The following is a 20,479-nucleotide window of genomic DNA, read 5'->3' on the forward strand; positions in this document are numbered from 1 at the left end:
CAACTAAGTTTTTGACAGAGCCATTATAAAAATATATATTTATTATTAAAACTAAAGATAATTATATTATAATTTTATATAAAATTTGAAATTTTTTATTAATAATTGGTGAAATCGTTATGAGTTATGAAAAATTAACAAAAGGTGAAAAAGGAGAAAAACTATTTTTGCTTGGAAATGAAGCAGCAGTACGTGGTGCTTTTGAGTCTGGAGTAAAAGTAAGTGCAACTTATCCAGGAACACCCTCATCAGAAATAGGTAATATTTTATCTTTAACAGCAAAAAATGCTAATATGTATTTTGAATTCTCAGCAAATGAAAAAACAGCAATGGAAATAGCAGCAACTGCTGCTGTAAGTAATTTGCGATCATTTACTTTCATGAAACATGTTGGGATGAATGTGGCAAGTGATTCTGCAATGACTACTGCATATAGTGGGGTGAATGCTGGAATGGTTATACTTGTTGCAGATGATCCATCAACTTTCTCTTCTCAAAATGAGCAAGATACAAGAAACTTTGCAAGACAATCCAATCTTCCAGTTTTAGAACCAAGTAATCCTCAAGAAGTAAAAGACATGATGGTTTATGCTTATAATTTATCTGAAGAAATAGGATTACCTGTAATTGTTAGAACAACAACACGAGTATCTCATATGAGAGGACCAGTAACATTAGGAGACATTCCTAAATCTGAGGAAGATATACGGGATGGTGAATATTGGCCTAGAGGACACTTTGATAAAAATCCAAGTCAATATGTTCCTGTACCTGCAAATGCATTAGATATGCACACAGTTCTTGTAAATAAGATAGATTCTTTAGAAAAATTTGCATTTGAATCTGAATTAAATAAAGTCTATCATTTTGATAATATTGGTACTCCTGCAAAGTTATATGGTAAATTTGGTGTAATTTCAAGTAGTAGTGCTTTTAATTATGCATATGATGTAATCAACAAGGATAAATTAGGTATTGATATACTTAAATTAGGATTATCATATCCTGTAAGTGAAGATTTAATATTAGATTTTGTGAAAGATTTAGATGGAATTTTCATAGTTGAAGAAGTAGATCCAATACTTGAAATAAGTGTTTTAGCAATCCTTGGAGAAAATGGTTTAGATATTCCAGTTTATGGGAAAAGAAATGGAACATTCCCTTTTGTTCATGAGTATAGTCAAGATATTGTTAAAGAATCATTTAACAGAATATTAAATTATTATGAATTTGAAGATAATGAAGATTCCCCTGCAATAAAAGAATTAAAAGATTCTATTCCTAATCGTCAACCAACTTTATGTGCTGGTTGTCCTCATCGTTCAAGTTATTATTCAATTGGTAAAGCTGCAGAAGAATTAGAAATACCTGAATCTGAGATGGTTTTTGCTTCTGATATTGGATGTTATACTTTAGGTATTAGTCCACCGTATAATGCTGCAGATTACTTATTAAGTATGGGTTCCAGTATTGGTGATGGATGTGGATTTAGTAAATCCACTAATCAATATGTTTGTAGTTTTATTGGAGATAGTACATTTTTCCATAGTGGAATAGCTCCTCTTATTAATGCTGTTCATAATAATAATAAGAATTTAGTTGTAACTATATTAGATAATCGTATAACTGCTATGACTGGAGGCCAACCAAATCCTGGATTACCTGTTGATGGTGTTGGGGATGAAGCTCCTGCAATAAATATTGAGAAATTAGTTGAAGCTATTGGTGTTAAATTTATTAGAACAACTAATCCTCATAGTATAAGAAAAACTATTGATATTTATAAAGAAGCATTAGAATATGAAGGAGTTAGTGTTGTAATAACACAATTCCCATGTACACTTATTAAAGGGATTAAAAAACGAAAACCAATGAGTATTCAAGATAATTGTACAAAATGTTATAAATGTGTGGATGAATTGGCTTGTCCTGCAATATCTAAAATAGGTGATGATGTAGTTATTGATAGTAATATGTGTTTTGGATGTGTGGCATGTGCTCAAATATGTCCGGAAAAAGCTATAAAAGCTAAAAAAGAGGATGGTGAATAGTTATGTCTAATGGTACTTATAATATTTACATCTGTGGTGTAGGTGGTCAGGGAATCATTAAGACTAGTGTTGTTATTGGTGAAGCTGCAATGGCTCAAGGTTATGATGTTGCAATGAGTGAAATTCATGGTATGAGTCAAAGAGGAGGTTCAGTTTCTACTGAACTTCGAATTGGTGATTATAAAAGTAGTATTGTTGAGAATCATAAAGCTGATATGGTTCTTGGTTTTGAACCAATAGAAGTTGTTCGAGGTTTGAATAAAGCAAATTATGATACTAAAATTGTTTTTAACACAATACCTATTGTCCCTTCAACAATTTCACAAACAGGTGAAAGATATCCATCTGTTGAAAATGAGATTATTCCTACTTTAAAACAAGAATATAATAATGTGCATCCTCTTAATGGTAATCAATTAGCTGAAGATGCTGGAAGTATTTTATCATTGAATATGGTATTATTAGGTGCATTAACAGCTAGTGATGATTTCATTTTATCTAAAAACGATATTATTAAAGCTATGAAAAATAATCTTAAACCTAAATTCCATGAAATGAATATTAAAGCTATTGAAAATGGATATAATGCTGTTAAGTAAAATATATAAATTTTTAGGAGACTTTTAATCATGTCATATAAAATAAAGAATGCAATAATTAAGTGGGATAAAAGTGCTGGAAAATTTGACCTTGTAGATCCTGAAAGATACTTTAATGGAAAAGAAATATTAGTTGCAATAGATGGTGATGATTTAATTACTATCCAATTACTTGTTAATGCTATTGTGAAAAATGATTTTAAGAATTGGAAAGAAATTCATGGTAAGAAACCTGATGATTCTATTAAAAACTTACTTTTAAAATTAGGTTATCAAAAGGAAGAAATAGCTAAAATGTTAAGAGAATTTTAAATTTTTCTTTTCATTACATTTTTTTTAAATTTTTATTTTTTTTATTCGCAATTTTTTCTATTTTTTATATTTTTATTCATTAAAAAATCAAATCATATTATTTTATATACTTATAAAACCTAGGTTTACATGTTTATTTATAATTGCTGGAGGTTTAATAAATGAGTATGAAAAATATAGTAGTTGCAGGTGGAGGAGTTTTAGGTAGTCAAATAGCTTTTCAAACTGCTTTTAAAGGATTCAATGTAACAATTTGGTTACGAAGTGAAGGATCTATTGGAAGAGCTAAACCTAAACTTGAAAGAGTAAAAAATATATATTTAACAACTCTTGAACAAATGAAAACAGACCCAAGTGCATATTGTAATGGGTTTACTGATAAAAAAGATTTAACTGATGATGAAATCGATGAATTGAAAAATAAAGCTGAATTAGCATATGATAATATAACTTTAACTACAAGTTATGCTGAAGCAGGTAATGATGCTGATTTAATTATTGAAGCAATTGCTGAAGATCCAAAACAAAAAATTCCTTTTTATCAAGAATTAGCTAAAAATATTCCGGATAAAACTATTATTGTTACTAATTCTTCTACATTACTTCCTAGTGCATTTGCTGAGTATACTGGTCGTCCTGAAAAATATCTTGCATTACATTTTGCAAATTCTATTTGGAAGAATAATACTGCAGAAGTTATGGGGCATGCTGGTACTGATCAAAAATACTATGATATAGTGGTTGATTTTGCTGAGAAAATTGGTATGGTTCCTTTACAACTTAAAAAAGAACAACCTGGTTATATACTTAACTCTATGTTAGTTCCATTTTTAAATGCTGCTGAAATGTTATATGCAAAAGGTGTAGCTGATCCTGAAACTATTGATAAAACTTGGGTACTTGCTACAGGTGCACCTATTGGACCTTTCAGAATTTTAGATATTGTAGGTTTAACTACTGCTTATAATATTGTTATTATGAACCCTAATGCATCTGATATTGAAACTATTGAGGGAAAAATAGCAGCTATGCTTAAAGAGAAAATTGATGCTGGAAAAACTGGTATTAATGCTGGTGAAGGATTTTATAAATATTAAATTTTAAATATTTTTTATTCTTTTTTTTATTTTTGAGGGTTGGCCATAAATAGTTTTTGATATTTTTTGGTATTACTTTTTTTTATTTTTCTGTGGTTTTGCATTTTAGGTTGAGTGTTGCTCCTATTTTTTCTATGAATTGGGTTATGTTTTCTGTTTCGTCATATGTGTTTTTGATTATGTGGTTTAGTCTTTTTAGGTTGTATGTTAGTGCTTGTAGTGCTAGTATGTGTTTTGTGTGTTGTATTCCTGTTGTGGGTAGTTCATTTATGTGGTAGTAGGTTTTAAGTGTACCGAATGGTGCTTCTACTGTGCTTGATCTTTTTTTAAACATGTTTTTGTATTCTTTTGTTTCCATTTGTTTTTTCATTTTTAGGGCTGTGTTACTTGTGAATTCTGTTATTTGTCTTTGTGTTCCTTTGTAGCATTTTTCTTTATCAGGGCAGTCTTGGCATGCATTGTAGTTCCAGTATCTTCTTTCGATTTTATAAGGTTTTGTTTCATTTTCTAGGTAATGTTTGATTTCTTGTTGGAAAGGTAGTTCTTGTTTATTTGGGCAAATGTAAGTGTCTTTTTCTAGATCATGCTTGAAGTGGTCTTTATGGAATGGGTTTTCACTTAATCTTCCTGTGTTTTCTCGAGTTTGTTTTCTATCTGGTATTAGTCCTTTGATATTATTTTGTTCTAGGTATTGGAAGCTGGTTTCGGTGTGGTATCCTGTATCTGCACTTACATATTCGGGTTCATCGTTGATGTTATTTATTGCATTTTTCACTATTTCTGGTAATTCATAATGGTCTGTTGGTTTTTGTGAAACTTTTACTGCACAAATAAGTTTGGAAACGGTGTCTACAGCGCTTTGAACATTGTATGCGACCTCATTTAATCCTTGTTTATTATGCATCCAACGAGCTTCAACATCGTTTACAGGTACTGTATTTTGACCGGACATCTTTATTTGAGTTTGTAACTCAAATAGTAATTCTAATTTATCTTCATTGTTTAAATCTGTTCGTTCAATCAATTTACGTGCTGGACGTGGGAGTTTTTTAATTTTCTTATTAGGTAACTTTAATCCACTATAATACTGAATTATAGTATTAATGTCTTTTTCATGTAAAACATTAAATTTAGAGTTGTATGCTTTTTTAATAGTTCTATCGATGGATATATGCTTAAAATCTGTGATTCCTAATTCATTTGCAAAAAGTAAAGTACTTCCAATAAAAACATTAAATAAATAACCATAATCACGGATGAATTTTCGAATACTTCTTTGAGAAGGTTTAATTCCATTAGAAACATATAAATAAATTTTATGATACTTAGTATGATCTTCTATAACTTTAGAACTAGTAACACCCTCATTAAAAGCATAAATAATTAATTTAAACATTTTACGAACCGGTAAAACAGGCCTACCCTTTCCTCCCATGTTTTCTTCAACCTTTAAAACTGGGAAAAATTCATCAACAAAACGCACAATAAAACGAGAAAGATGATCCTTAGGAATATCATCATCTAAACGCTCCAATTTAAAACTAGATTGTTTAATATCCATAACTAACATCATTGAATTAATAATACTTAATATTAATATATGTAACTACTAGTATATAAATATAACTATTTAAAAACACTTAAAATAAAAAAATAAACATGAAAAATTAATATAAAACAATACCAAGAAAATAAAACACACTAAAAAAAAATTAACACCCAAAAATGACAACAAAAATAAAAAAAAACATGAAAAATAATAACTTAAAAAAATAAAATAAAAAAAAGTATTACAAAAAATTAAAAAATCGATTTTTGGCCAACCCTCTTTTTATTCTTTTTTCGTTAATTTTATATACTATTTAAACTATAGGTTTTTTTATCAACATGTATAAAATTATACATGTTAACTTTTATCCTTAAAATAAAAGGATAATAAAAAAAATTAAGGTGGAAAAAAATATGTATGATAAAGTTTTATTACCTACAGATGGTTCAGAATATTCAGAAGAAGAAATTTCAAGAGTAAAAAAAGTATTAAATCCCAATGGGGAAATAATTATATTATCAGTTGCTAATAAATTAGTCCCTTATGTATTCCAAAAAAAAGAACATATTGATGATATAAATAAAACATTCTATGAAGAAGCTCAAAAAAATGTAGAACACATGAAACAACAATTTGATTCAGATTGTAATATCACCACAAAAGTTGTTGTAGGTTTTGCAGCTGAAAAAATAGTTGAAGTAGCTGAAGAAGATGATGTAGATTTAATTATCATATCCGGATCTGGACGAAGTGGAGTTCAAAAGTTTTTATTAGGAAGTGTAGCTGAAAGAGTTGTTGTAACTGCAAGTACTGATGTATTATTAGTACGTAATTAAATTTTCTATAAAAAAAATTTAAATTAATGATATGAAAATTTCTATATTATTAATGGTGAATTTACTATGAGGAATGATGAATTAATTAATGAAGATGAAACACATTTATTATTTAAAGAAAATAAAGTCCTAATTAAAAATATTTCTAATGGTATAATGAGAAGTTTAATTGTATGGAATCTTTCAAAAAAATCTCTTCATGGTTACAATTTGATGAAAAAAATAGATGAATTTTTTAAACCCCAAATTGAAGCTGGTTTAATTAAAAATGTTAGTCATAGTAAAGTTTATCCCATATTAAATCAAATGGAAGAAGAAGGGTTACTTAAAAGTCATGAAGGTATGCATAATAATCATCAAGTTAAATTTTATAATTTAACTTCTAAGGGAAGCAGGGTTTTTGAAACAGTTAAACATGATTTCCAAAAGAATTTTAAAAGAGATATTGTTCAAGATTATATATTTACATGTCTAAAATAATTTTATTGAATAAATATTCTATTTTTCCCATTTTTTTTTAAAACTATTTTTTAATATATATTTGACTCTAAAAAAAGTGGTAGGTAGGAAAAAATAGATTAATAATTAATTAATTTTCCCATTTTTTTTAGTCATGTCCTTTCCAAGTGTTTCTACATTTTGTACATCTGTAAAAAATAGTTGGTGCTTCATCAGCACTTCTTGTTTGGCGCATCCACCAAGCTATTTGTGTATTTCCACATTTAAAACATTTTCCTTTTGTTGTTGGTAAGGTTACAACATCCCCATCAATTAAAACAACTTCTTCGTTATGTTTTTTTTCTCCAGCCATCGTGTACTGTTCTTCTATATCTTTTTTGTTTAAGTTTTTACTGTATCCACAGCTACATTTTACTTGATTATGTTTGGGAATTAGCATTTTTCCACATTTAGGGCAGAATTCCATGTTTTATTAAGCTCCATTCAGGTGTATCTTTTGAAAAAAATTTTAAAGGTTTAATTTTATTTATAAATTATTTATATCTTTTCTAGTTAAGATTGTTGAATTTGCTTCTTTTAATAATTTTAAACCTTTTTCAATGTCTTCAATTTTCATAACTACTACTGCTTCATCTGCTTTTGTACTTACGAATGCATAAATATATTCAACATTGATTCCGTCTTTTTCTAATATTTCAAGTATGTGGTTTAATCCATTAGGTTTGTCTGGTATGCCAACTACAATAACTTCTGTTTCTTTCACAATTAAATTTTCTTTTTCTAATGCTTTTTTTGCTTTTTCGTTGTCATTCACGATTAAACGGAGTATACCATATTTTTCACTATCTGCTACAGATAATGCTCGAATATTAATATTTTCTTTAGATAATACATTTAATGCGTTTTTAAGTCTACCTTCTTTGTTTTCTATGAATACTGATAGTTGTTTTATTTTCATAAATTTCATTCCCTTAAAAATTATTTTTTTCCTTATTCAAAGTTACGTTCATCAATTACTCTTATTGCTTTTCCTTCACTTCTAGGTAATGATCCTGGTTCAACAAGTGTTACATTTACTCTTAATCCTATTTCATTATGTATATTTTTACTTAATGTGTTTTCAAGTGTGCTTAATTCTTTCATTTCATCTGAGAACATATCTGGTGATGCTTCTACTTTCACTTCAATTTCATCAAGTAATCCTGGTCTTGTTACATGGATTTGATAGGTTGGTTCTATGCCTTCAGTTTTGAATAATGCACGTTCGATTTGGTATGGGAAAACCATAACTCCACGAATTTTAAGCATATCATCACTTCTTCCAGTTATACGTTCTATTTTACAACTTGTTCTTCCACAAGCACATTTACCTTTATGTAAAGTGGTTATGTCTTTTGTACGGAATCTGATTATTGGTGAACCTTCCCGTGTTAAAGTTGTAAGTACTAATTCTCCTTTTTCTCCATCTGGTAATGTTTCTCCAGTTTTAGGATCTATAATTTCTGGGTAGAAATGATCATCTGCTACATGTAGTCCTGTTTGTTCTGGGCATTCTATTGCTATTCCTGGCCCCATTACTTCAGTTAGTCCATAAATATTTAATGCTGTTATTCCGAGACTTTTTTCTATTCCTTTTCTCATTTCTTCGGTCCACATTTCTGCTCCGAATACTCCATATTTTAAGCTTATATCATCTGGTTTGTAACCTTCTTTTTTAAGGTATTCTCCGATATATGCTGCATATGAGGGAGTGCATGTTAATATTGTGCTTTGGAAATCTAATAAGGTATCTACTTGTCTTTTTGTGTTTCCTGCGCTTATTGGGATTACAGTACATCCTACGGTTCTTGCACCGTAATGTATTCCAAAACCTCCAGTGAATAATCCATAACCATAACAATTCTGGATTCTATCTTTTTTGGTTGCATTACACATTCCAAGTCCTCTTGCAGTCATTTCTCCCCATATATCTAAATCTTTTATTGTGTAACCTGATACTGTTGGTACTCCTGTTGTTCCACTAGATGTGTGTATTTCCACAATTTCTTCATCTGGTACAGCAAACATTTTAAATGGGTATGCTGCTCTAAGGTCAGTTTTTGTTGTGAATGGTATTTTTTCAATATCTTTCAATGTTTTTATATCTTCAGGTTTTACCCCTGCATCATCTAATAATTTTTTATAGAAAGGTACATTATCATATGCTCTTTTTACGGTTTGTTGTAGTAATGATAATTGTAATTCCTTTTTATCTTCTTCGTCCATACATTCTGCGGCTTCATTCCAAATCATATTTTTTATCCTCATATAAAAATTTTTTTTAAAACATGAATCTTTAATTTTATAACTTTATTTATTTTTATTATTTAATGTTTATAAATTTTTGAATTATTAATATATTATATAGAATATTTAAATATTATTTTAGTTATAAATTATTAATAACTTAAAATGATGGTTAATTCTTTTATATTGTACTACCTATTTTTTTGGGGTGAAATAATTAAATGTACATTTTTAGTAGCTTTCATCTTTTATAGTTTTTTTTATTTATTATTATGTATATGAGGTTAAAATTTTATGAATTATTCTTTGTTAATTGCAATATTTGCAATATATTTTATAATGGTAATCCTTATAGGTTATCTTGCTTATAAAAGAACAAATTCTTCAGAAGACTTTTTAATAGCCGGTCGTGATACTAATTCTTATATTATGGCTTTAAGTTATGGGGCAACATTTATATCTACGGCTGCTATTGTTGGTTTTGGGGGAATTGCTGGTAAATATGGTATGGGAATTTTATGGTTAGCATGGTTAAATGTTATAGTTGGAATATTTATAGCATTTGCATTTCTCGGTAAAAGAACACGTCGTATTGGACATAATTTAGGTAGTGTTACATTTCCTGAATTTTTAGGTCGTAGATTTAATAGTCGTTTTATACAAGTTGCTAGTGGTTTAATTATATTCTGTGGTATGCCATTATATGCTGCAGTTGTTCTTATTGGTGCTGCTAGATTTATGGAAACTAGTTTAGCTCTTAATTTTAGTTTATCACTTCTGATTTTATCTTTAATTATTGCAGTGTATGTGTTCTATGGTGGTATTAAGGGAGTTATGTATACTGATGCTCTTCAAGGAACTATCATGTTTGTTAGTATGGCTATTTTACTTGTATTTGTATATGTGAAATTAGGTGGAGTATCTCATGCAAACATGGCTTTATCTAATATGGTTCATTTATATCCAGCTGCGGCAGCGGCTGATGGGGGAACGGGATGGACTTCTTTCCCTACATTATCTTCACCTTATTGGTGGAATCTTGTAACAACTACAATTTTAGGGGTTGGAATTGGTGCACTTGCACAACCATCACTTGCAGTAAGATTTATGACAGTGAAATCTGATAAAGAATTAAATCGTTCTATTTTAATTGGAGGAGTTTTCATTGCATTAATACCAACTACTGCATATATTGTTGGATCCCTTTCTAATGTGTTTTTCTTTGATAATTTTGGAAAAATTGCAGTAAATATGGTTGCAGGTAATATTGATAAAATAATTCCTACATTTATTTCCATGGCAATGCCTGAATGGTTTGTATATTTATTCCTTTTAACATTGATTGCAGCTTCCATGAGTACATTAAGTGGTCAGTATCATACTCAAGGAACCGCTTTAGGGCATGATATAATTGAAACTTTACATAAACGTAAGTTATCTGATAATTTATCTACTACATTTTCTAAAATAGGTATTCTTGTAGCTATAGTATTATCTCTTATTATAGGTTTATCCCTACCTGGAAGTATAGTAGCTTTAGGTACTAGTTTATTCTTTGGTGTTTGTGCTGCTTCTTTCCTTCCTGCTTATTTGGCGGCATGTTATTGGAAGCGTGCAACTCGTGAAGGAGCTATTGCAAGTATATTAGCTGGAGTATTCTCAAGTTTGTTCTGGTTAATATTTGTCTTTGGAAAAACTGCAACATCTTTAGGAATTTGTAAATTCTTAACTGGTTATCCTATGTTAATATCAACTATGCCTTGGCCTTATGTTGATACTATGATAATTGCATTACCAATTAGTATAATCTTTTTAGTTGTAGTTTCCTTACTCACAAAACCATTAGATGAAAAATATTTAACAAATTCATTTAAAGGTTTTAATAAGAAGAAAGTTAAGGAGGAATCCTAATGATGGTTTTTGGTATATCTGATCCATGGATTTGGGGTGTTTATGTTTTAATAATTTTATCTACACTTCTTTGTGTGGTTTATGGTATTGTTAATTGGAATAAAGGGGATGAAGATGAAGAAGAACGTCTTCAGGATAAAGGAATTACTGAAGAAGATTTAGATTCTTATTAAAATATTTTCTCCAATTTAACACTTTTTTTTAATTATTTTTTTTTACCTTTAATAATGTCAAACTTTTTTAAAGGTATAAATAATTAGAATGTATAAAATAATATTATTAAATTAAAGAGAACCGTTTTTTAAAAATAAATAAAATAATGATTTTAGGAGTTGTGTTTATAAAATGAGAACTAAAGAAATTTTAGGAAAAGAAGTATTAAATTTAAATGTTACTATACTTGGAAAAGTTGTTGATTTTGAAATAGATCCTGAAACATATCAAATAACAGGTTTAGTAATTAATAAAGGCAATATTAAAGAAAAAATGAATATTAAAAAAAGTGAAGATATTATTCCCGTAGGTATGGTGAGTAAAGTTGGGGATAAAATATTATTAAAAGATTTATCCGAAGAGGAATAAAAAAAACTTTTTTTTATTAAGAGATTTCTATGTCAAATAAAGATTATTTAATTCAAATTTTAAAAGAAAATAAAGTTTTTGAAAAGGGAGATTTCACTCTAGCTAGTGGTAAAAAAAGTAATTATTATGTTAATATGAAAAAAGCAATCACTAATCCTGAAATATTATCAACTATTGCTAAATTAATTACTGATAAAATAAGTGATGATAATATTGATAAAGTTGCAGGACCTGCTTTAGGTGCTGTTCCTATAGCTACTGCTGTATCTTTAGAGTCACGTATTCCATTACTTATGATACGTAAAGAAAAAAAGGGTTATGGTACTAGTAAACTTATTGAAGGTGAATTATGTGAAGGTGATGATGTTATTGTTGTAGAAGATGTTACTACAACTGGTGGATCTTTACTTAAAGCTATACATGCAATCCAAGATAATGGTGGTAATGTTAGTAGAGCTTTTGTTTGTGTTGACCGTGAAGAAGGTGCTGTTGAGGCATTTGAAGATGCAAATATTCTTTTAGAACCTTTAATTAGTGTTAATGAATTTTTTTAATTATTTTATTTTTTCTTATTTTCTTGCATGTTTTACAAGATGTCCTATTTCAGGATATATTAAATTTAAACCCATTTCAACAGCATTAGGTGAACCGGGTAATGCAAAAATGATTGTTTTATTATAAATTCCAGCAGTTGATCTGGATAGTAATGCTCCGGAACCTAATTTTTCAAAGGATTTTCGACGGAATTCTTCCCCAAAACCGAGTATTACTTTATCAAATCTTGGAACTAATGTTTCAATAGTTATATCTCTACTTTCAAGTCCTGTTCCACCTGTTGTGAAAATTACATCTATTCCTTTACTATTCATATTAGATATAGCTTGTATTAATTTATCTGATTCGTCTGCTATAAGTACATATGCGGATACTTCATATTTTTCACTTAGTCTTTCAAATAAATATTGTCCTGATAAATCTTCTTCTATTCCTTCATTACCTTTTTCTTTTAAACTATCACTTAATGTGATGATTCCACATTTTATATCTGAGGGACTATCTTTTTTATGGGATTCCATTGTTTCGCTTATCATTTTTATTTACATCCTATCCTTAATTTTTTCTTAGAATTATTTTTTCCGAGTAAGGTATATATTTTTTATTATCTATATATAATTAATATGAATAATGTTGTTTATGTTTTAGATGCTTCTGCTTTTATTAATGGTTATGAACCGGGTAATAATGTTAATTATACAGTATCTGATATAACTCATGAAGTTAAGGATTTAAAGTCTCAAATACGTTTGAATCAAGCAATTGATGAGGGTAATTTAATTGTCCGTAATCCTAATGATAAATTTAAGTTAGAACTAGATGAAATTATTAAAAAATCTGGGGATAGTTTAAGATTATCTGAACCGGATAAGAATTTAATAGCTTTAGCCTTAGATATTCAGAATACTAATAGTAATGTTAAAGTTTTAACTGATGATTATTCTATACAGAATGTTTTAAAGATTATAGGTATTCCTTATAGTAGTATTATTACTAAAGGTATTAATGGTGTGTATAATTGGGTTAAAACTTGTAATGGTTGTAAACGGGATTATCCTGAAGATTATCCTTATGAAGATTGTGAAGTGTGTGGGTCTTCACTTTTTAAACGCAGAATAAAAAAGTAATTATAAAAGAAAATTTGTTTTTGTAGGTTTATTATTTATGGAAATTGGAGTAGTAGTACATGGCCCGAATATTATAGATTCAGGGTATGCTTTATATATTTTAGATATATTATCAAATTATGGTAATATTCATTGTAGGCTAGGTGGAACAATGGGAAGAACTGCAGTTATTGATGCTTCCCTTGAAAATGTGATAAATATTAAAGAGAAATTACTTCCTAGTCAATCATTAAAGAAATTTAAGGATGAAAATTTAGATTGTATTTTCTTATTAAATTATGGTAAATCTTCCACAACAGGTCAAGTGTTTGGTTATAAAGTTTTTAATCATTATAGTCAATATTTAACTGATGATTTAACACCAGTCATACAAATTGAACGTCCAGGGGAAAATGATGGTAGTGTTATTGTTTGGGATGGTAATGAAACTAAATTAAATATACATCCTGGTGCTAGAAGTGAATATAAAACTTTAACTGCTGATGATTTTGCAATTAAACTAGCTAGTCAATTAGAATTAAATATCGTAACACCTGAAGATGTAAGGTTAAAACATTTTACTAATAATATTCCAGATTTAAAAGGTAATATTGTTCGTCCAGTTCATGGAGTAAGTCCAGGTGAAAATATCCTTGTAAATGGAATGGTTATTGGAAAATCTTCATCTGATAAGTTAACTCTTGTTGCAAAAGATGGTATTATTACAGATATTATTGGAGGGAATATTAAACAACACGGTGTGGATAAATTAGGGAAAATAGATTTAAATACTGCAATTATTAAAACAGGTTTACTTCGCAGAAGTGATGATATTGAACCTCGAGTATTAAACAAGGATAATTCTTCTACAATTTTAAGTATTGCTTACTTAGATCATGCTGCTGAAGATATTTATAAACTAAAAGATAATGATTTAGTTATTACTGTAGGTGATGATACAACTTTAGTGACTTCAGATATTCTTTATCGTTTTAATGTCCCAATTATTGGAATAACAGATGGGGATTTAGATAAAGTTGTAGAACATGGTTTTGTTAAAAATGAATCTAAAATTATACAAGTAGAATCTGGTTATGATGATATTGTTGGAGCTGAAATTTTTGATAAAGTTTTTAATTTCAATGAAATTTTAGAAATTCAATATCCAAAGGATTGTAACTTGGATGATTTTAAAACTTTGAAGCTTAATGAAATTTTTGAAACAATTACTAAAATAGTAAATATTATAAATTGTGATTTTAAAATAGTTAATTAATATAAAATTTTATAATTTATTATCTTTTAGAAATTATGAGGTGTATGTTTTTGGATTTAAAGGATCTTATAAAATCTCTTCAGTCTTTTAATGGTGTAACCAGAAAAAATGATATAAGTAAAGTTACAGACTCTCTAAAATCTGTTTATAACATTTCAGGGAATGTTTTATTAGACTTTGGTGATGATGCATCAGCTATTGATATTGGGAATAATCAAGTGATACTTTTTGCAGCAGATGGTATATGGGGTCAATTGATGAACACAAATCCTTACTGGGCAGGATATTGTAGTGTTCTTGTTAATGTTAATGATATTGCAGCAATGGGTGGAAAACCTTTAGCAATGGTGGATATATTATCAATTAAGCATGATAAAATTTATGATGAGCTTATGAAAGGGATTAAAGATGGTTGTGAAAAATTTAATATTCCTTTAGTTGGTGGACATCTTCACCCTGATGCAGATTTTGATTCTATTGGAATGGCAATTATTGGGATTGCTAATAAAGATAAATTAATCACCAGTTTTGGGGCTAATGTTGGAGATAAAGTATTAGTTGCTATAGATATTGAAGGAAGACAACACCATGATTTCCCTTTAAATTGGGATACTACTTATTTAAAAGATGAAACTTTAGTTCAAAATCAAATTAAAGTTATGAAAGATTTAGGTGAATCTGGACTTGTTACTGCAGGTAAAGATATAAGTAATCCTGGAGTATTAGGTACTCTTGAAATGTTATGTGAATGCTCTGATGTTGGTGCTTGTGTTCGTTTAGAATCTATTCCCCGAAATCCTAAAGTGGATTGGGAGGATTGGTTAAAATCTTATCCTGGTGCAGCATTTGTTTTAACTTCTCCTGTTGAGAATACTCAAGGAGTTATTGATATGCTTTCTAAATTTGATTTTACTGTGTCTGTTGTTGGTGATGTAATTAGTGAAAAATCTTTATATGTTGAATATAAGGATGAACGTTTAGTTTTATTTAATCAAAAGGTTAATCCCGTATTATAAATTAAAGAAAAGTTAATGTATATACATTTTTTTGGTAAATATAATTTAATTATAAAAAAAAGTTAATAAAAAAAAGTTAATAGGATTTGGAAACTTATGTTAGTTAAAATTAATGGTGAAGATGTTGATATTCCTGAAGGTTCTACAATAAAGGATGCAATTAATATAAGTAATGCTCCTTATAGTCAAGGTAGTTTAATTTGTTTAATTAAGGGACAATCTGAATTAGAAGGGAATATTAATAAATATAAAATTAAATCTCCTAAAGGTAGTGTTATTATAGAATTGTCTGATGCTCCTGAAGCTAAACCTTTAGTTGATTTTTGGAAATCTCATTATTCTGATTTTAATGGTTTAAGTGTTAGATGGACTAGTAATAATGAAGTTGCAGTAGGGCCTGTTACTACTGATTTTACTCCATCTAAAGAAAATCATAAATATTGGGATAGAGATGTTTTATTAAGTCTTTCTGGTTTTAGTCGTGATGCGACTCATATAATTTTTGCAAAAGAAGATATGGAAAATGTTTATGGTGTTCCTGAAGGTACAAATAATGGTGTTTTTGCTAAAGTTATTGGTGGAGTTCGTACTTTACGTCAATTAACTGATGATGATGATATAATTAGTGTTGAACCTATTATAGAGCGTAGTACTGTAACAGATTCATCTTCTGTTAGTGAATTAAGCACACCTTTAGCTGAAGGTAATCAATTATTCACATATTGTCTTGTTGAACCTAATGTTAATTCTTCAAAATCTGTTGAACAATTCTTTTCAGTTATTCATGATAATACTATTAAGGTTGATTATGAATCTAATTCTTTCATTGGAGAATTTTGGTTACAAGGAATCACTAAACCTGTTGAAGAGATTACAGAACGTAAAAGAGGTACTGTAACTTTACGTAATTCTGGTAAAGGTAAAGGAAAAATTTATATTTATCGTGAAGATCGTGTTAGAGTTAATAGTCACACTACAATAGGTAAAGTTGTTAAAGGTATGGAATTAATAGATATTGCAAGTTATGGGGATGTTATTACAATTCATTCTAATCCTGAACCTATTAAAACTTTAACAAAAACACAGAAAGAAGTTGAGGAAGAATTAAAAAATAGGGGTATTAAACAGGAACGTGTTGGTGTTACTGAGGATGATGCTATTATAGTTGAACAAATCCCTAATGAAACAATGGATATTATAAAAGCGGGAAAAGTTCAAACTAAAGGATTAAATAAAACTGATTTAATTCTTATTAAAATGACTGATAAAGCTCCACGTACAAGATGGTACTTTGATAAATTAACTGGATTAGTTGAAAAACCAATTGGAACTTTAAAAGTATACTTTGCAGTGCAAGATATGCATATTTTCATGTTTGCAGGTGATGATAGGGAAGCTAAAGGTATTTTACCTGAAAACACTCCAAAGGATATTGTTAAAGCTGGAAGTATTGGGGTAACTAACATGAGTCGTAAGAATCTTGGTATTATTGGAATTCGTACAAAGGATAATGATGAGTTTGGTCCTACAGCGGAACCTTTCGATGGAACTAATATTATAGGTGAAGTAGTATCTGATTTAAATGATATTCATGGTTTAAAAGAGAATGATATAGTTTACCTACGAGAAGTTAACCCTGAACATATTGATGAAGAAACATTAGAAGAATTAGATACTGAAGAATTCCCTGAAGATACTGATATGATGGATGAAAGTATTAAAAAAGCATTAAAATAATAAATATTATGATTTAAGAATATAAGGAAGGATTAATTATGAAAGAAGCAGAAGCACATCTTACTATGAGTCCAAAATTAGATTCTGAAGATTTAGATCCTGAAGTTGTAAATCGTATGATTATTCTTGGACCACGAGCTAATGTTAGTGAAAGTGAATTAACAAGTGAATTACATTTACTTGGATTACCACTCACAATAAAAGAAACCTGTTATGGTGCAATGGTTAGTGGGAAAAAAGAAGATGTTAAAAAAGCAATTATTGAAATACGTAAATTAGATCCATATAACATTTTTACAAAAGATCGTGGATTCGCACCAGGTGACCCACGTCGTTGTAGAGGGCATCGTTTAGGTCCTCGTGAAGGTTTTCACCAATTAGAAAGAGAATATGAACTTTTGGATTATGTTGGTGAAGCATTAAAGAATCCAAGACCTGTTGAAATAGTTAAACCTAAACCAATTGATGTTGATGAATTTAAAAGTATTGTTAATGAATCAATAAAAAAAGAAAAAAAATAATAAAAGAATGATTTTAATAAAAAAAATGGTGTGATTTAATATGGTGAAAGTAGCAATTTATCCCCCTAACTCTTTAGTATTAGCAGATTTAATAGAAAGAAAAGGTCATACAGCTTTAGCTTTACAAAAAGAAATGAGAAAGAAAATTAAAGATCCAGAAATAGATTCTCCTCCAATGAATATTACTGAAGAAGATCCTATTAAAGGATTACAATATGCTGCAATTGAAGTTCCTTCTGGTGTTCGTGGAAGAATGGCAATTATAGGCCCTCTTATAGATGAAGCAGAAGCAGCAATACTTGTTGATGGTGCACCTTATGGGTTTGGTTGTGTTGGTTGTCAACGTACTAATGAATTAAGTATTTTCTGTTTACGTAAAAAAGATATTCCGCAATTAGAACTTGAATATCCTAGTAGTCGTGAAGGTGCAATGGATATGGTTAATCAAGTTAATGAATTTTTAGACAGTTTGGATAATCCAGAAGCTTTAAAAGAAAAATCTAAACAAATTGAAAGTTCTGGAAATCAAGATATTAGCACTGAAGACAATCTTGAAGAGGAACCATTAGAAAGTTCAAAAACTCAAAATAATAATGAAGAAACACCTTCTGAAGAACACATGAAAACTGAAGAAGAAAGAAAAGTGAGTAAAGATGATCTTGTAGCATCTTTAAAATCTAAAGGAGGTTACTAAATGGTTAAAATTGCATTAGTATCCTGTGGTACAGAATATAGTGGGATACAAAAAGAAATAGAAAAAGCAGCATTAACTTTTGGTGCAGAAATCATACTTCCAGAAATAGATTTAGATTATATTGAGGAAGCATATGAAAAATTTGGTTTCTCAGCACAAAGTTCAAGTTTAAAATTAATGATAGCAAGAGCAGTTAGTATTGTTGAAGGTCGATGTAAACCTGATGCTGTTTTTGTAGCTTCTTGTTTCCGTTGTGCTGAAGCAGCACTTGTAAGAAATGAAATCAGAAGATACTTACAAGATAACACTCGTATACCAGTTGTAACTTACTCATTTACTGAAAGAACTAAAGCAGATGAACTTTTCATACGTATGGAAGCTTTAGCAACCACTGTAACTAGAAGAAGTATTCTTGCACGTGAAAAACAAGAAGGATTAACATTAGGTTTAGATTCAGGTTCAACTACAACAAAAGCAGTGTTAATGGAAAATAATAAAGTAATAGGTACAGGTTGGACTTTAACTAAAGATATTATGGAATCTGTAAATAAAGCTGCAGATGAAGCATTTGAAAGCTCAGGATACGGATGGAATGATATTGATGGAATTGGAACTACTGGTTATGGTCGATTAACTATTGGTAAAAAATTAAATGCAGAACTAGTTCAAGAAGAATTAAGTGTTAATGCTAAAGGAGCAGTATACCTTGCAGGCCATCAAAAAGGAGAAGCAACAGTATTAGATATTGGTGGTATGGATAATAAGGTTATTACAGTAAATGATGGAATACCTGATAACTTTACTATGGGGGGAATTTGTGCAGGAGCATCTGGAAGATTCCTTGATATGACTAGTAGAAGATTAGATGTTGATATTACAGAATTAGGACCATTAGCTGTTAAAGGAAATTATAGAAGAGCACAATTAAACAGTTATTGTATTGTATTTGGTATACAAGATTTAGTTACAACCCTTGCTGCAGGTGGATCAAAAGAAGATGTTGCTGCAGCTGCATGTCACAGTGTATCTGAACAAGTTTATGAACAACAACTTCAAGAAATTGATATAAGAGAACCATTAATACAAGTTGGAGGTACTAGTTTAATCACTGGACTTGTTGAAGCTGTTAGTGAAACATTAGGTGGAATAGATGTTATAGTGCCAGAATACTCACAACATATTGGTGCTGTAGGTTCTGCTTTACTTGTAAGTGGAATGGGAAATAGAAACCAACAATAAAAAAAATTATTTATTTTTTTATGAGGAGGTTAATTAAGTTATGATAATTGAATCAAATGATCATGAAGGGGCAAAAGTTTATGAAATGATAACAAAACAAATCTTACAAGATTTGTTATTAGCTCCTGCACTCTCAGATTTAAAAGCATACGTAAATCCTAATGAAGTAGTTTTCATTATGGCAATGAAAATGAAGAAAACTTCTAAAGCTAAACATTTAAATGAAGTTTCAAGTTCAGTTTATGATCCTGAAAAGGATTTAACTACAATAACTATTAATGATGAAAATTTTTTACCTAATATTTTAAAGAAATTATGGAAAGAATTAGGAAGAGAAAATGTTCATCAACCAAGTAGATATATTATAGAATTATCTGGAAAAAAAGAAGTAGATAATTGGGTTATAGATAATCCATATGAAAACCTTAAAAGAAGATGTTATGATGCAATGTTCCGTATAGTTCCTGAAGGATTTAAAATAATAAAAGATATGTCTAAAAATGATATAGTTGCAGTAGTTGCTACAGATGAACTTATCAAAGATAAATGGATTGACCATTGTCAAAAATTTATAGAGGAATTAGAAAACACAGAATATTTATATTAAAAAATTTCAATTCTTCTCTTTTTATGGTTTTGTAGAAACCCTTTAT

The 20,479-nt window shown here is 29.1% G+C and carries 21 protein-coding genes and 2 pseudogenes; 18 read left to right on the plus strand and 5 right to left on the minus strand.

Annotation, left to right across the window (positions count from 1 at the left end; all coding sequences use genetic code 11):
* Positions 1-119 precede the first annotated feature (119 nt).
* The 4 genes from iorA (at position 120) to BP997_RS07125 (ending at position 4,059) form a co-directional block, all read left to right on the plus strand.
* Positions 120-2,051 carry an indolepyruvate ferredoxin oxidoreductase subunit alpha gene (gene iorA, locus BP997_RS07110; RefSeq protein ID WP_409197913.1) on the plus strand — a complete coding sequence of 644 codons (1,932 nt, stop codon included), beginning with the start codon at positions 120-122 and terminating at the stop codon, positions 2,049-2,051.
* A gap of 2 nt (positions 2,052-2,053) precedes the next feature.
* The gene (locus BP997_RS07115; RefSeq protein ID WP_409197912.1) at positions 2,054-2,650 is read left to right on the plus strand and encodes an indolepyruvate oxidoreductase subunit beta; all 597 of its coding nucleotides are present in this window, start codon (positions 2,054-2,056) and stop codon (positions 2,648-2,650) included.
* Positions 2,651-2,680: 30 nt separating this feature from the next.
* A complete protein-coding gene (locus tag BP997_RS07120; protein ID WP_409197911.1) occupies positions 2,681-2,962 on the plus strand; it encodes a hypothetical protein in 282 nt (93 codons plus the stop codon).
* Positions 2,963-3,123: 161 nt separating this feature from the next.
* Positions 3,124-4,059: a 3-hydroxyacyl-CoA dehydrogenase gene (locus BP997_RS07125; RefSeq protein WP_409197910.1), complete on the plus strand. Its 936-nt coding sequence runs from the start codon at positions 3,124-3,126 to the stop codon at positions 4,057-4,059.
* 82 nt (positions 4,060-4,141) lie between these two features.
* Here the strand turns inward: BP997_RS07125 and BP997_RS07130 are convergent, their stop codons facing one another.
* Positions 4,142-5,620, minus strand: a complete 1,479-nt coding sequence (locus BP997_RS07130; RefSeq protein ID WP_413829048.1) for an IS1182 family transposase — start codon at positions 5,618-5,620, stop codon at positions 4,142-4,144.
* Positions 5,621-6,021: 401 nt separating this feature from the next.
* Here BP997_RS07130 and BP997_RS07135 point away from each other — a divergent pair, with 401 nt between their 5' ends.
* Both BP997_RS07135 and BP997_RS07140 read left to right on the plus strand, forming a co-directional pair.
* Complete coding sequence (locus tag BP997_RS07135; protein ID WP_409197909.1) at positions 6,022-6,444, plus strand: universal stress protein; 423 nt, start codon at positions 6,022-6,024, stop codon at positions 6,442-6,444.
* 66 nt (positions 6,445-6,510) lie between these two features.
* Complete coding sequence (locus BP997_RS07140) at positions 6,511-6,924, plus strand: PadR family transcriptional regulator (RefSeq protein WP_413824887.1); 414 nt, start codon at positions 6,511-6,513, stop codon at positions 6,922-6,924.
* 127 nt (positions 6,925-7,051) lie between these two features.
* On the opposite strand, the gene BP997_RS07145 is transcribed toward BP997_RS07140, so the two are convergent.
* From BP997_RS07145 to BP997_RS07155, 3 genes are read right to left on the minus strand one after another with little or no spacing between them, the layout of a single operon-like run.
* Complete coding sequence (locus BP997_RS07145; protein WP_413824884.1) at positions 7,052-7,369, minus strand: transcription factor S; 318 nt, start codon at positions 7,367-7,369, stop codon at positions 7,052-7,054.
* A gap of 60 nt (positions 7,370-7,429) precedes the next feature.
* Complete coding sequence (locus BP997_RS07150) at positions 7,430-7,861, minus strand: ACT domain-containing protein (RefSeq protein ID WP_409197905.1); 432 nt, start codon at positions 7,859-7,861, stop codon at positions 7,430-7,432.
* Positions 7,862-7,893: 32 nt separating this feature from the next.
* Positions 7,894-9,195, minus strand: coding sequence for a phenylacetate--CoA ligase family protein (locus BP997_RS07155; RefSeq protein WP_409197904.1), 1,302 nt, complete (start codon positions 9,193-9,195; stop codon positions 7,894-7,896).
* Between the two features lie 288 nt (positions 9,196-9,483).
* Here BP997_RS07155 and BP997_RS07160 point away from each other — a divergent pair, with 288 nt between their 5' ends.
* The 4 genes and pseudogenes from BP997_RS07160 (at position 9,484) to pyrE (ending at position 12,236) form a co-directional block, all read left to right on the plus strand.
* Complete coding sequence (locus BP997_RS07160) at positions 9,484-11,100, plus strand: sodium:solute symporter family protein (RefSeq protein WP_413824881.1); 1,617 nt, start codon at positions 9,484-9,486, stop codon at positions 11,098-11,100.
* Positions 11,100-11,204: pseudogene (locus tag BP997_RS07165) on the plus strand (symporter small accessory protein); the annotation flags it as partial. The gene BP997_RS07160 and the pseudogene BP997_RS07165, both read left to right, overlap by 1 nt.
* 241 nt (positions 11,205-11,445) lie before the next feature.
* Entirely contained in the window at positions 11,446-11,682 is a 237-nt protein-coding gene (locus tag BP997_RS07170; RefSeq protein WP_413829050.1) for a PRC-barrel domain-containing protein, read from the plus strand.
* Between the two features lie 29 nt (positions 11,683-11,711).
* Positions 11,712-12,236, plus strand: coding sequence for an orotate phosphoribosyltransferase (gene pyrE / locus BP997_RS07175; protein ID WP_409197901.1), 525 nt, complete (start codon positions 11,712-11,714; stop codon positions 12,234-12,236).
* Between the two features lie 15 nt (positions 12,237-12,251).
* Here pyrE and BP997_RS07180 read toward each other — a convergent pair whose 3' ends face one another.
* Positions 12,252-12,773 carry a MogA/MoaB family molybdenum cofactor biosynthesis protein gene (locus BP997_RS07180; protein ID WP_409197900.1) on the minus strand — a complete coding sequence of 174 codons (522 nt, stop codon included), beginning with the start codon at positions 12,771-12,773 and terminating at the stop codon, positions 12,252-12,254.
* 87 nt (positions 12,774-12,860) lie between these two features.
* Between BP997_RS07180 and BP997_RS07185 the strand changes: the two genes are divergently transcribed.
* The 8 genes and pseudogenes from BP997_RS07185 (at position 12,861) to BP997_RS07220 (ending at position 20,433) form a co-directional block, all read left to right on the plus strand.
* The gene (locus BP997_RS07185; RefSeq protein WP_409197899.1) at positions 12,861-13,364 is read left to right on the plus strand and encodes a ribonuclease VapC; all 504 of its coding nucleotides are present in this window, start codon (positions 12,861-12,863) and stop codon (positions 13,362-13,364) included.
* 37 nt (positions 13,365-13,401) lie between these two features.
* Positions 13,402-14,619: a DUF2117 domain-containing protein gene (locus BP997_RS07190; protein WP_413829052.1), complete on the plus strand. Its 1,218-nt coding sequence runs from the start codon at positions 13,402-13,404 to the stop codon at positions 14,617-14,619.
* Between the two features lie 44 nt (positions 14,620-14,663).
* On the plus strand, positions 14,664-15,635 hold the full coding sequence (locus BP997_RS07195; RefSeq protein WP_409197897.1) for a methanogenesis marker 2 protein: 972 nt from the start codon (positions 14,664-14,666) through the stop codon (positions 15,633-15,635).
* Between the two features lie 96 nt (positions 15,636-15,731).
* The gene (mmp3, locus tag BP997_RS07200; RefSeq protein ID WP_409197896.1) at positions 15,732-17,372 is read left to right on the plus strand and encodes a methyl-coenzyme M reductase-associated protein Mmp3; all 1,641 of its coding nucleotides are present in this window, start codon (positions 15,732-15,734) and stop codon (positions 17,370-17,372) included.
* 38 nt (positions 17,373-17,410) lie between these two features.
* On the plus strand, positions 17,411-17,893 hold the full coding sequence (locus tag BP997_RS07205; protein ID WP_413824872.1) for a methanogenesis marker 6 protein: 483 nt from the start codon (positions 17,411-17,413) through the stop codon (positions 17,891-17,893).
* A 40-nt stretch (positions 17,894-17,933) separates the two neighbouring features.
* Positions 17,934-18,365 (plus strand): annotated as a pseudogene (locus BP997_RS07210) (methanogenesis marker 5 protein); the annotation flags it as partial.
* Between the two features lie 222 nt (positions 18,366-18,587).
* On the plus strand, positions 18,588-19,826 hold the full coding sequence (locus BP997_RS07215) for a methanogenesis marker 15 protein (RefSeq protein WP_413829054.1): 1,239 nt from the start codon (positions 18,588-18,590) through the stop codon (positions 19,824-19,826).
* 40 nt (positions 19,827-19,866) lie between these two features.
* Positions 19,867-20,433, plus strand: a complete 567-nt coding sequence (locus tag BP997_RS07220) for a methanogenesis marker 17 protein (RefSeq protein ID WP_409197893.1) — start codon at positions 19,867-19,869, stop codon at positions 20,431-20,433.
* Positions 20,434-20,479 lie beyond the last annotated feature (46 nt).

This window comes from Methanobrevibacter sp. UBA412 (assembly GCA_002495685.1).
GTDB lineage: Archaea > Methanobacteriota > Methanobacteria > Methanobacteriales > Methanobacteriaceae > Methanobrevibacter_A > Methanobrevibacter_A acididurans.